The following is an 11,503-nucleotide window of genomic DNA, read 5'->3' on the forward strand; positions in this document are numbered from 1 at the left end:
GGCCACGCTCATCGCGCGCCCTCGTTCCACAACACCACCCGCAGCGTCTGAAGCAGGATCAGCAAGTCGAGAAACAGGGTGTAATTCTTGGTATAATAGAGATCGAATTCGAGCTTGTTGCGCGAATCCTCGATCGAAGCGCCATAAGGATAGTTGATCTGCGCCCAGCCGGTGATGCCGGGCTTGACCATGTGTCGCTCGGCATAGAACGGCAGCTTTTCCTCAAGATCCAAAACGAATTCGGGGCGTTCGGGGCGCGGGCCGACAAAGCTCATCTCGCCTTTGAGCACAGTCCAGGCCTGCGGCAACTCATCGATGCGCAGCTTGCGGATGATCCGGCCGATACGCGTGACCCGCGGATCGTGCTCGGCCGCCCATTGCGCCCCGCCCGCCTCTGCATCGAGGCGCATCGAGCGCAGTTTGATCAGCGAGAAATCCTGCCCATAAAGCCCGACGCGGGTCTGGCGGAAAAACGCCGGGCCCCGGCTGTCGAGCTTTACCAGCACGGCAAAGATCGCGACGATGGGCGCCGTCGCCAGCAACAGGGTCAGGCTGGCGACAATATCGAACAGACGCTTGATCGCGCTCGAAACCATCTGCCCCGACGAAAAGCCGTCGGAAAAGATCAGCCAGCTCGGATTGACCGTATCAAGATCGATCCGGCCCGTCTCGCGTTCGAGAAACGTCGAAAACTCGCTGACATGGACGCCGGTGGTCTTGATCCGCAAGAGATCCTTGAGCGGCAGCGCGTTGCGCCGTTCCTCAAGCGCGAGCACCACTTCGCTGACGCCCAGAGTTTCGACATGGTGCGTCAGATTGCCAATCGCGTCGCGATGGATCGCTTCTTCGATGACCGGTGGGTTTGCGCTCATCCCGACATAGCCGATGATGACAAAGCCGGCCTCCTGCCGCTCGCCCAGCTTGCGCAGTCGATCCGCGCGCGCGCCCGCACCCAGCACCAGCACCCGGCGGCGAAACGCCGCAGTGCCGAACAGGCCGCCCAGCAAAAGCCGCACGAGCAGCAACAGCGCGATCGCGAAAAACATCGCATAAAGCAGATTCGAGCGCCACAGCGTGTGCCCCGGCAGCAGGAAATAGACCACCGACAGCGCGATGATCCCCAGGCTGATCGCGACAAGCAGCCGTGCCCCGGCATAACGCATCGAACGCAGCGCATCGGAGCCATAGACGCCGACCGCAATCATCGCGGTCTGCTCCAGCGCGGCAAAGATCAACAGCGGCGTCCAGCGCTGGTTGATGTCGCCGGGATCGATGCCGATCTGCCAGGCGCGCACCAGCCAGCCCAGTTCGCCTGCGGCAATGAGCAGCAGGAAATCGAACAGCCCAAGCAACAGGACCGCGTTGGGTATATAATGCTTGAACAAGCGGATCATCGACACTGATGCCCTTTGTGGTCCCATGCCGTCCCGACCGGTGACCAGCCTTGACTAACATTCACGGCCTTAGCCCAGGAACCGTAAAGCGTCGGTAAATCTGACAATCATTATCCGGGCCGGGCATAACTCTCTCACTGAAATATCACAATTTTTTGAAAGACCATAGTGCGCTTTGTCGGTGCGATTTACACCAAGGACCGCCCATGTGATGCATGCCGCGCGGCCACGACGCGACGATCCGCACTGGCCAGACCATGCGGTTGATGCAATGACGCTGACAGAGCGAAAGGGGGCCCATGCGGGAAAAGGAACTGCGCGTCGCGCTGGTCTGTTACGGCGGGATCAGCCTTGCGGTCACCATGCACGGCGTGACCAAGGAAATCTGGCACGCCACCCGCGCCAGCCGGTCCTGGCACGCAGGCGATCCTCATCCCGATGGCGTCGCCGGGGTCTATGCCCGGCTGTTCAACACGATCGGGCAAAGCCGCGCGCTCGCTCTGCGCTTTGTCCCCGACATCCTGTCGGGAACCAGTGCGGGCGGAATCAACGCGGTGTTTCTGGCGCAGGCACTGATCAGCGGGCAAAGCCTCGATGCGCTGACCCGGCTGTGGCTAGAATGCGCCGACAGCGACGTCCTGATCGCGCCAGAAGCGCGGCCATGGGGCCGACTGGCGAAGATCTGGGCCTGGCCGGTCGTCTGGCTGGCGCTGCGGCTGCCGGGTTCGGGGCTCGACGACGCGAGTCTGGCCCAAGATACCCGCGCCGAAGTCCGTGCCAAAGTCTCGCGGTTGATCCGTGCGCGCTGGTTCGAACCGCCGTTCAGCGGGATCGGCTTTTCGCGCCTGCTGGCCGATGCCTTTGCCGCGATGAAGGCGTCCGGCGAAGGCGCGAACCAGGGCCCGCTGCTGCCGCCCGGCCATCCGCTCGATCTGGTGGTAACCGCAACCGACCTGATCGGCCATAGCGCGCAATTGCGGCTCAACAGCCCGCCGCTGGTGCAGGAAAGCGAACATCGCCTGACGATCGGATTTCATGCCGACGCCCGCCCCGGTGCGCAGTTGGCGCCGCTGACCGAACTGATTCTCGCCGCGCGCGCCACGGCGAGCTTTCCGGGCGCCTTTCCCCCGCTCGGCACTGCCGAAATCGACGCGCTGGCCGCCGAACGCGGTTTGCCCTGGCCGGGACGCGACACATTTCTCAAACGGACCATGCCCGAGCGCTGGCGCGAAGGGCGGATCGACGATGCCGCGCTGATCGATGGCGCCGTGCTCAACAATCGGCCCTTTGCCGAAGCGATGGCCGCCTTGCGCGATCGCCCGGCGCGACGCGAAGTCGATCGTCGCTTTGTCTATATCGAGCCAAACCCCACGCCCCCCGGAGCACCCCGGCCCAAGCCGCCCGGATTTTTCACCACGATCTTTGCCGCGCTCTCCGCGATCCCGCGCGAACAGCCGATCCGCGACAACCTTGAAGCGATCACCCGCCAATCGCGCGAACGCGAAAGGCTGCGCGCACTCGTCGAGACACTGCGCCCGGACATCGAAACCAAAGTCGCGCGACTGTTCGGCCATACCCTGTTTTTCGAATCGCCCAGTCGCGCACGGCTGACCGCCTGGCGGGCCAAGGCGCAACAGGCGGCGGCCGAATCCGCGGGCTTTGCCTATCACGGCTATGCCCGGATCAAGATGGACGCGATTCTGGCCGATCTCGCCGCGACCTTTGCCGGAGCCGCGCCCGAAGCAGGCCCTGCCGAGCGCATCGCGCCGGTGCTCGCCGCGCATCTTGCAGGCCATGGCCTGGGCCGCGTGATCACCGACAAAGGCGATGCCAGCGCTGCGGCCATCGCCTTTTTTCGCACCCATGACATCGGGTATCGCATCCGTCGGCTCAAGCTTTTGGCCCGGCGGCTTACGCAGGACTGGAACGAGGGCGCCGACGTCAAGTCGGGCCGCGAAAGCGCCCGCGCCATCGTCTATCAGGCGCAGGCGCTCTATCAGACGCGCGAAACCGCACGCGGGCTCGGCCCCGGCTTTGCCGCCTCGGCATCGGTGGTGCTGCGCGATCCGGGCGCGGCGCTGACCGCGATCGCGGCGCGGCGCGACCTCGCCCTGATCGATCTCGAAGTCGATGCCATGATGGTCGATGCCCTGGGCGCGCTCAATCGCGCGCTGCGGCGGCGGTTCCTGCATGCCTACCTCGGCTTTGCCTGGTACGACATCGCCACGCTGCCGCTGTTGCAGGGCGAAGGCGTGGAAAGCGGCGGCCTGGGGGAATTCGATCCGATCAAGGTCGATCGCATTTCGCCCGAAGACGCCCCCTCGATCCGTGCAGGCGGCGCCGCCGCCTGCCTGAAAGGCGTCGGATTTTACAATTTCGGCGCGTTTTTCAGCCGCGCCTATCGCGAAAACGACTATCTCTGGGGTCGCCTTCACGGTGCCGAACGCGTGATCGACATCATTGCCTCGTCGGTCGAACCGGCCTTGCCCGACGCCATGCTGGCCACGTTCAGGCGCGACGCGTTCCTCGCCATCCTCGCCGAAGAAGAGCCGCGCCTGACCGCCAACCCCGCGCTGGTGCCGGGCATCCGGCGCGAGGTCGAACAGGCCAATTCCTCCTATACGAGTCATTCCCGCGAAGGCGGGAATCCAGAAGCAACGGCCCAATGACCCGCGAGTTCTCACCCGTTGTGTACATCATGGCCTCGCGCCGCAACGGAACGCTCTATACCGGCGTCACATCAAACCTGTTCCAGCGCGTGGCGCAACATCGCGAAGGCCTGCTTGGCGGGTTCACGAATCAGCACGGCGTCAAGGCACTGGTCTGGTTCGAACAACACGCATCGATGGAATCCGCAATCATGCGTGAGAAGCGCATCAGGAAATGGGAGCGCGCCTGGAAGCTCAAACTCATTGAGTCCACCAACCCGGACTGGCGCGATCTCGCAATCGATTTCGGTTTCGAGCCGCTAGGCGCGACTGGATTCCCGCCTTCGCGGGAATGACTCAGTTTTATTGGGTCAGATGGCCCGCCCCTCACTCCCGCAGGTCGTTCCAGGCGTTCCTGATACGGTCAAAGAAACTTTTGACTTCAGGACATTCCGCACCAGTCTCCGTCTCTTGCAACTCGCGCAGCAGTTCCTTCTGACGAGCAGTCAGTTTCTCCGGCGTCTTGACCTGCACTTCGACCACCAGATCGCCGGAACCGCGCCCCTGCAGCACCGGCATACCTGCCCCCCGTTTGCGTAGTTGCTTACCAGACTGGATACCCGCCGGTATGTCAAAAACATGGCGTGCACCATCGACTCCCGGGAATTCGATCGATCCGCCAAGTGCTGCAGTCGTAAATGTGATCGGCAAATGGGCCATCAACGTGGTCCCGTCGCGTTCGAACACTTTGTGCGATTTCACATGAATGAAAATATACAGGTCGCCCGCCGGTGCGCCGTTCGGCCCTGCCTCGCCTTTGCCTGAAAGACGAATGCGCGTGCCGTTGTCGACGCCGGGCGGCACTTCGACTTCGAGCCGTTGCGGCGTGTCGACCCGGCCCTCGCCCCGGCAATGACGGCATGGTTTTTCGATCACTTCGCCGCGCCCGTGGCACGTCGGGCAGGCCCGCTCGACCATGAAAAAGCCTTGTTGCGCACGAACTTTGCCCTGTCCGCTGCACATCGTGCAGCGCCGTGCCGAGGTGCCGGGGGTCGCGCCCGATCCGCCGCACGGTTCGCATTTTTGCGAGACTTCGACGGCAATTTCGGTGGTCTTGCCGTGATAGGCATCTTCCAGCGAGATTTCCATGTCGTAACGCAAATCCGCGCCGCGCCGCGCCTGCTGCCGACCACCGCCGCCGCCAAAGGCATTGCCAAAGATCGTTTCGAAAATATCGCCCAGATCGCCGAATTCGGCGCCACCACCAAAGCCGCCGCCCCCGCCGCCGGGCCCGCCCTGCTGAAACGCGGCATGGCCAAACCGGTCATAGGCCGCGCGCTTTTGCGGATCCGACAGACAGGCATAGGCTTCGTTGATCTGCTTGAATTTCGCCTCGGCCTCGCCGTCACCCGGATTCTTGTCGGGGTGAAAACGCATGGCCAGCCGGCGATAGGCGGACTTGAGCACTTTGTCGTCCGCAGTGCGCTCAACTTCGAGCAGTTCGTAGAAATCGATCTCGGCCGACATCACATGGATTCCCGAAAAAAACGGCTGGTGGGATCACGAAACCGCCCGCCGTCCGGCGCTCCGGCGGGAGCGAACGAACGGCGGGCGCATTTCATCGCGGGCTATGCACCCCGATCAAGCCCAGGATCAGGCTTTGTCGTCGACTTCCGAAAACTCGGCATCGACCACGTCTTCACCGCCCGGCTGCGCCGCACCCGGAGAAGCGGCCCCGGCCTGTTCCTTTTCATAGATCGCCTGACCCAGCTTCATCGCCTTTTCGGTCAGCGCCTGCGCCTTGGCGTTGATCGCGTCGGTGTCGCCGCTTTCAATCGCCTTTTTCGCGTCGGCCAGCGCCGCTTCGATCTCGCTCTTCAGCGCGGGTTCGACTTTGTCACCGTGTTCTTCGAGCTGACGCTCGGTCGCATGGACCAGGCTGTCGGCGTTGTTGCGCGCCTCGGCCGCTTCGCGCCGCTTCTTGTCTTCGGCGGCAAACTTTTCGGCATCGCGCACCATCTGGTCAATGTCGGCTTCGTTCAACCCGCCAGAGGCCTGGATGCGGATCTGCTGTTCCTTGCCGGTGCCCTTGTCCTTGGCCGAAACGTTGACAATGCCGTTGGCGTCGATGTCGAAAGCGACTTCGATCTGCGGCACGCCGCGCCGCGCCGCCGGAATGCCGACGAGGTCGAACTGGCCGAGCATCTTGTTGTCGGCGGCCATTTCGCGTTCGCCCTGGAACACGCGGATGGTCACAGCCTGCTGATTGTCTTCGGCCGTCGAGAAGACTTGCGCCTTCTTGGTCGGGATCGTCGTGTTGCGATCGATCATCCGGGTCATGACACCGCCCAGCGTTTCGATCCCCAGCGACAGCGGGGTCACGTCGAGCAGGAGCACATCCTTGACATCGCCCTGCAACACGCCGGCCTGGATCGCCGCGCCCATGGCGACGACTTCGTCCGGGTTCACGCCGGTATGCGGATCCTTGCCGAAGAAATCGCGCACGACTTCACGCACCCGCGGCATGCGGGTCATACCGCCGACAAGCACGACTTCGTCGATGTCCTTGGCGGTCAGCCCGGCATCGGCCAGCGCCTTGCGGCAGGGTTCGAGCGTACGGTCGATCAGCTTGCCCACCAGCCGTTCGAGATCGGAACGGGTGATCGTTTCGACCAGATGCAGCGGGGTGGTCGCGCCGCCTTCCATGCGCGCAGTGATGAACGGCAGATTGACTTCGGTAGTCTGGGCCGAAGACAGCTCGATCTTGGCCTTTTCCGCCGCTTCCTTCAGACGTTGCAGCGCGAGCTTGTCGGTCTTGAGATCGAGCCCTTCGCGTGCCTTGAACTTTTCGGCCAGATAATCGACCAGCGCGGTGTCAAAGTCTTCGCCGCCGAGGAACGTGTCGCCGTTGGTCGACTTCACTTCGAACACGCCATCGCCGATTTCGAGCACCGAGATGTCGAACGTGCCGCCGCCAAGGTCATAGACCGCGATCGTCTTGCCGTCCTGCTTGTCGAGGCCATAAGCCAGCGCCGCCGCCGTCGGCTCGTTGATGATGCGCAGCACTTCAAGACCGGCGATCTGCCCGGCGTCCTTGGTCGCCTGGCGCTGCGCGTCGTTGAAGTATGCGGGGACGGTGATGACCGCCTGGGTCACGGTTTCGCCGAGATAGCTTTCGGCGGTTTCCTTCATCTTCTGCAAGGTGAAGGCCGAAATCTGCGACGGGCTGTAATCCTGACCACCGGCATTGACCCAGGCATCGCCGTTCTTGCCCTTGACGATCCCATAGGGAACGAGGCCGGCGTCCTTCTGGGTCATGGGGTCTTCGAAACGACGCCCGATAAGCCGCTTGACCGCAAAGACCGTGTTGTCGGGATTGGTCACGGCCTGACGCTTGGCCGGCTGGCCGATCAGGCGTTCGCCATCCTTGGTAAAGGCGACGATCGACGGGGTCGTGCGCGCGCCTTCGGAATTTTCAATGACCTTGGGCGTACCGCCGTCCATCACAGCCACACAGCTGTTGGTCGTGCCGAGGTCGATACCGATAACTTTAGCCATAGTTTCCCACTTCCTTGCGTATAGCGACACCGCGCTTTCTGGACGCCCCCCTGCCGGGCGAACGACCGTCTCGCGGCTCAGACGAGGCGGATATAGGTGCGCTTTGGCTTGGCACAAGGGTCGCGCAGTCCTAGATCAAACCATGTTTGAAATAGTCTGTACAAAGGACCGGCCATGCGTCGCAAATCCCTGATCGTCCCTCTCGCTTTCGCCGCATTGGCCGCCTGTTCGGGCAAGCCCGATGCATCAACGCCCGCCACCGAGGCCGCCCCATCTGGAGCACCGTCTGAAGCCCCGGCGGCAGTCCCGGCATCCGGCCCCGCGCTCAGCGATGCCACGGTACAATTGCCCGCCGTGCCCGGCCGCCCGGCGGTCGCCTATTTCACGCTGAACAGCGACGTGAACGGCAAGCTCGTCTCGGTCGCAGTCGCCCACTTCGCCCGCGCCGAAATGCACGAAAGCAAGATGGAAGGCGGCGCCATGACGATGAGCCCGGTCGACGCCGTGCCGATCGCGCCGGGCAAGCCGATCAGTTTCGCCCCCGGCGGCTATCACGTCATGCTGTTCGACATGGACGGCTCGCTCAAGCCGGGCGACACCACCGACCTGACTGCAACGCTGGACAGCGGAGCCAAAGTCAACGCCAAGGCCAAAGTCACGGCGCCCGGCGGCGATATGAAGATGTAACGAAAATCGCAGCCCCCGGATCGGTCCTGATCCGGGGGCTTTTCGATCACTCCGGCTTTTTGGCGACCGCGACCATCGCCGCGCGCAGCAGACGGTCCTTGATCATGTAGCCCGCCTGCAATTCCTGCAGCACGGTGCCCGGCTCGACATCGACCGAGGGCATTTCGATCATCGCCTGATGCTGGTGCGGATCGAGCGGCAGCCCCTTGGCGGCGATGCGCGTGATGCCGTGGCTGGAAAAGACCTTCTCGATCTCGCGCCCGGTGGCTTCGAGCCCGGCGACAAGGTTCTTGAACTTGTCATCCCCGCGCAGATCGGCAGGGATCGCTTCGAGCGCGCGCGCGATGTTGTCGGCCACCGACAGGATGTCGCGGGCAAAGGCCGTCGCGGCATAAGCGCGCGCGTCGGCAATGTCCTTTTCCAGCCGACGGCGCACATTCTGCGTTTCCGCCTTGGCGTAGAGAATATCCTGCCGCGCGGCATCGAGTTCATCGCCCAGGCGGGCGAGGTCTTCGTCGAGAGTGTTGCCGGTATCGTCGATCATGTCTGCGGGCACGCCTTCCAGTTCTGCGGCAATTTCAGGGTCCTGGGCCCCGGATTCACGAGAGCGTCGCTCGGTGTCGGTCATTTTCTTGAAAATCCGTCTTGTCCGATAAGTTTGCTCAACGATTGAGCGGTGAAATCTACCATGGGGACGACGCGCGCATAATTCAACCGGGTTGGGCCGATCACCCCGACCACGCCGACCACCCGGCCATCCCCGTCGCGCCAGGGCGTGGCGATCACCGCCGAGCCCGAAAGCGACATCAGGCGGTTTTCGCTGCCGATGAAAATGCGTGTCGCCTCCGCCTCACGCGCGGCATCGAGAACGTGGGCGATCGATTCCACGCTTTCCAGTTCTTCAAGCAGTTGGCGCACCCGTTCGAGATCCTGCACCGCCGCGTCATCGAGCAGATTGGCCTGCCCGCGCACCACCAGCACGGGGCGCTGCGCCGCATCGTGGCTCCATACGGCAAGCCCCCGGCGCACGAGATCGGTACTGGCGGCATCGAGCGCGCTTTTTCCACTGGCGATTTCATGCGCGATCCCTTGCGCCGCTTCGGCCAGCGTCCGTCCGGTCAGCCGCGCGGTCAGATAATTGCCCGCCGCTTCGAGGACGCCGGGCATGACCGGCTCGGCCAGTTCGATCACCCGGTTTTCGACCCCGCCGTCCTCGGCCACCAGCACGACCAGCGCGCGATGCGATGACAGCGGAACGAACGAAATCTGCAACAGGCGCGGCTCGCGCCGGGGCACCATGACCACACCGGCGCCCGCCGACAGCTCCGACAGCGCCGCGCTCGCGGCGGCAAGCGCCGATTCGATCGTGCCGCCTTGTGCCAGCCCGCGTTCGATCTGCGCCCGTTCGGCAAGCGACGGCTCGGCAACCTGCATGATCCCGTCGACAAACAGCCGCAGGCCCACTTCGGTCGGCACCCGCCCCGCGCTCGTATGCGGCGCGGCGAGCAGGCCCGCATCCTGCAATTCCTGCAGGACCGAGCGGATCGAGGCGGGCGACAGATTGAGCCCGCCGCTTCCGGCAAGCGTCTTCGATCCGACCGGCACGCCGCTGGCGATATAGCCCTCTACGACAAGGCGGAAAATGTCGCGCGCGCGGGCCGACAGTTCGGTAAGCGTTGGGCCGGCTATCATGCCGCGCATGATGACCCCTTGGCCGCGACGGAACAAGCCCACACCGCAACAGAACTTGCGGTCGGCGCGCCGATGCGCCACACGCGGCCCCACTTATCCGCAATCCCCCGATACCCGCAATCAAGGACATGCCCCAGATATGACTGCCATGCGAGCTTCCGGTCGCGCCGCTGATGAAATGCGCGCGATCACGATCGAGACCGGTTTCACCAAGCATGCCGAAGGCTCGGTGCTGATCAGCTTTGGCGATACCAAAGTGCTGGTCACCGCCTCGGTCGAAGAACGCGTGCCGCCGTTCCTGCGCGGCAAGGGCGAAGGCTGGGTCACGGCGGAATATTCGATGCTGCCCCGCGCCACGCACACGCGCGGCAGCCGCGAGGCGGCCAAGGGCAAGCAATCGGGCCGCACCCAGGAAATCCAGCGTCTGATCGGGCGGTCCTTGCGCGCCGTGACCGATCTCAAAAAGCTCGGCGAACGCCAGATCACGCTCGATTGCGACGTGATTCAGGCCGACGGCGGCACGCGCACCGCCTCGATTTCGGGCGCCTGGGTCGCGCTGCGCCTCGCCGTGGACAAGCTGATGGCCCAGGGGCTGATCAAGGAAGACCCGCTGCCGCGCAAGGTCGCCGCGATCTCCTGCGGCATCGTCACCGGCACGCCGGTGCTCGATCTTGACTATATCGAAGACAGCAGCGCCGATGCCGACGCCAATTTCGTGCTGATCGAAGGCGGCCATATCGCCGAAGCGCAAGCCACGGCCGAAGGCGCGACTTATGACGAGGAAGGCCTGCTGCGCCTGCTGCGCCTTGCCCGCATCGGCTGCGCGCAGATCTTCGCGGCGCAGGATGCCGCTGTAGGTCGCTGATCGCGATGAAAAAGCTCGCTCCCGGCAAGCTCGTTATCGCCACCCATAACGCGGGCAAGTTGCGCGAAATTCGCGCGCTGCTCGCGCCTTATGGGGTGGAATGCCTTTCGGCGGGGGAACTCGGCCTGCCCGAGCCTGCCGAAACCGGCACGACCTTTGTCGAAAACGCGCTGATCAAGGCCCATGCCGCAGCACAAGGCGCCAATCTGCCCGCGCTCGCCGACGATTCCGGCCTGTCGGTCGCAGCCCTCGGCGGCGCGCCGGGGGTCTATACCGCCGACTGGGCCGAAGCCGGGCCGTTTGAAGGCGGGCCCGGTCGCGACTGGTACATGGCCATGGGCAAAGTCGAAGGCAAACTGGCCGAGCAAGGCCCCGACGCCCCGCGCGATGCCTGGTTTTCCTGCGTTCTGGCGCTGGCCTGGCCCGATGGCGCCGAAACGGTCTACGAAGGCCGCGTCGATGGCACGCTGACCTGGCCGCCGCGTGGAAAGCTCGGCTTCGGCTATGACCCGGTATTCGTCCTGAACGGCGACACGCGCACGTTCGCCGAAATCGACCCCGCCGAAAAACACGCCAAAAGCCATCGCGCCAACGCCTTCGCCAAGCTGGTCATCGACCAGTTTCCGGCGTAGAATCCAAATTCCTCCCCGGCTCGGGGA

Annotated in this window: 10 protein-coding genes; 5 read left to right on the forward strand and 5 right to left on the reverse strand. The window is 64.0% G+C overall.

The window, feature by feature from the left end; translation table 11 throughout:
- Positions 1-8 precede the first annotated feature (8 nt).
- A complete protein-coding gene (locus tag AQZ50_RS04445; RefSeq protein ID WP_067743134.1) occupies positions 9-1,394 on the reverse strand; it encodes a TIGR03013 family XrtA/PEP-CTERM system glycosyltransferase in 1,386 nt (461 codons plus the stop codon).
- Positions 1,395-1,693: 299 nt separating this feature from the next.
- On the opposite strand from AQZ50_RS04445, the gene AQZ50_RS04450 reads away from it, so the two are divergent.
- Both AQZ50_RS04450 and AQZ50_RS04455 read left to right on the forward strand, forming a co-directional pair.
- Positions 1,694-4,063, forward strand: coding sequence for a patatin-like protein (locus AQZ50_RS04450; protein ID WP_067743137.1), 2,370 nt, complete (start codon positions 1,694-1,696; stop codon positions 4,061-4,063).
- Positions 4,060-4,398 (forward strand): GIY-YIG nuclease family protein, encoded by a 339-nt coding sequence (locus AQZ50_RS04455; RefSeq protein WP_067743140.1) that lies wholly within the window; start codon positions 4,060-4,062, stop codon positions 4,396-4,398. Before AQZ50_RS04450 ends, AQZ50_RS04455 begins: the two co-directional genes overlap by 4 nt.
- Positions 4,399-4,429: 31 nt before the next feature.
- On the opposite strand, the gene dnaJ is transcribed toward AQZ50_RS04455, so the two are convergent.
- Together dnaJ and dnaK are read right to left on the reverse strand one after the other, a co-directional pair.
- Positions 4,430-5,569 carry a molecular chaperone DnaJ gene (gene dnaJ / locus AQZ50_RS04460; RefSeq protein ID WP_067743143.1) on the reverse strand — a complete coding sequence of 380 codons (1,140 nt, stop codon included), beginning with the start codon at positions 5,567-5,569 and terminating at the stop codon, positions 4,430-4,432.
- Between the two features lie 126 nt (positions 5,570-5,695).
- Positions 5,696-7,600: a molecular chaperone DnaK gene (dnaK, locus tag AQZ50_RS04465; protein WP_067743150.1), complete on the reverse strand. Its 1,905-nt coding sequence runs from the start codon at positions 7,598-7,600 to the stop codon at positions 5,696-5,698.
- A gap of 174 nt (positions 7,601-7,774) precedes the next feature.
- On the opposite strand from dnaK, the gene AQZ50_RS04470 reads away from it, so the two are divergent.
- A complete protein-coding gene (locus AQZ50_RS04470; RefSeq protein ID WP_067743153.1) occupies positions 7,775-8,287 on the forward strand; it encodes a copper chaperone PCu(A)C in 513 nt (170 codons plus the stop codon).
- Positions 8,288-8,333: 46 nt separating this feature from the next.
- Here the strand turns inward: AQZ50_RS04470 and AQZ50_RS04475 are convergent, their stop codons facing one another.
- Together AQZ50_RS04475 and hrcA are read right to left on the reverse strand one after the other, a co-directional pair.
- Positions 8,334-8,915: a nucleotide exchange factor GrpE gene (locus AQZ50_RS04475; RefSeq protein WP_067743154.1), complete on the reverse strand. Its 582-nt coding sequence runs from the start codon at positions 8,913-8,915 to the stop codon at positions 8,334-8,336.
- Positions 8,912-9,976: a heat-inducible transcriptional repressor HrcA gene (gene hrcA, locus AQZ50_RS04480; RefSeq protein ID WP_156427238.1), complete on the reverse strand. Its 1,065-nt coding sequence runs from the start codon at positions 9,974-9,976 to the stop codon at positions 8,912-8,914. The genes AQZ50_RS04475 and hrcA overlap by 4 nt, the downstream gene beginning before the upstream one ends.
- A gap of 151 nt (positions 9,977-10,127) precedes the next feature.
- Here hrcA and rph point away from each other — a divergent pair, with 151 nt between their 5' ends.
- Together rph and rdgB are read left to right on the forward strand one after the other, a co-directional pair.
- The gene (gene rph / locus AQZ50_RS04485; protein ID WP_067743842.1) at positions 10,128-10,844 is read left to right on the forward strand and encodes a ribonuclease PH; all 717 of its coding nucleotides are present in this window, start codon (positions 10,128-10,130) and stop codon (positions 10,842-10,844) included.
- A 5-nt stretch (positions 10,845-10,849) separates the two neighbouring features.
- Entirely contained in the window at positions 10,850-11,476 is a 627-nt protein-coding gene (rdgB, locus tag AQZ50_RS04490) for an RdgB/HAM1 family non-canonical purine NTP pyrophosphatase (protein ID WP_067743156.1), read from the forward strand.
- Positions 11,477-11,503: the final 27 nt, after the last annotated feature.

The organism is Novosphingobium sp. Fuku2-ISO-50 (assembly GCF_001519055.1).
Lineage (GTDB): Bacteria > Pseudomonadota > Alphaproteobacteria > Sphingomonadales > Sphingomonadaceae > Novosphingobium.

Coding starts and splice junctions, on each gene's coding strand:
- AQZ50_RS04445 (WP_067743134.1), bottom strand. CDS start 1,394: ATGATCCGCTTGTTCAAGCATTATATACCCAACGCGGTCCTGTTGCTT.
- AQZ50_RS04450 (WP_067743137.1), top strand. CDS start 1,694: ATGCGGGAAAAGGAACTGCGCGTCGCGCTGGTCTGTTACGGCGGGATC.
- AQZ50_RS04455 (WP_067743140.1), top strand. CDS start 4,060: ATGACCCGCGAGTTCTCACCCGTTGTGTACATCATGGCCTCGCGCCGC.
- dnaJ (WP_067743143.1), bottom strand. CDS start 5,569: ATGTCGGCCGAGATCGATTTCTACGAACTGCTCGAAGTTGAGCGCACT.
- dnaK (WP_067743150.1), bottom strand. CDS start 7,600: ATGGCTAAAGTTATCGGTATCGACCTCGGCACGACCAACAGCTGTGTG.
- AQZ50_RS04470 (WP_067743153.1), top strand. CDS start 7,775: ATGCGTCGCAAATCCCTGATCGTCCCTCTCGCTTTCGCCGCATTGGCC.
- AQZ50_RS04475 (WP_067743154.1), bottom strand. CDS start 8,915: ATGACCGACACCGAGCGACGCTCTCGTGAATCCGGGGCCCAGGACCCT.
- rph (WP_067743842.1), top strand. CDS start 10,128: ATGCGAGCTTCCGGTCGCGCCGCTGATGAAATGCGCGCGATCACGATC.
- rdgB (WP_067743156.1), top strand. CDS start 10,850: ATGAAAAAGCTCGCTCCCGGCAAGCTCGTTATCGCCACCCATAACGCG.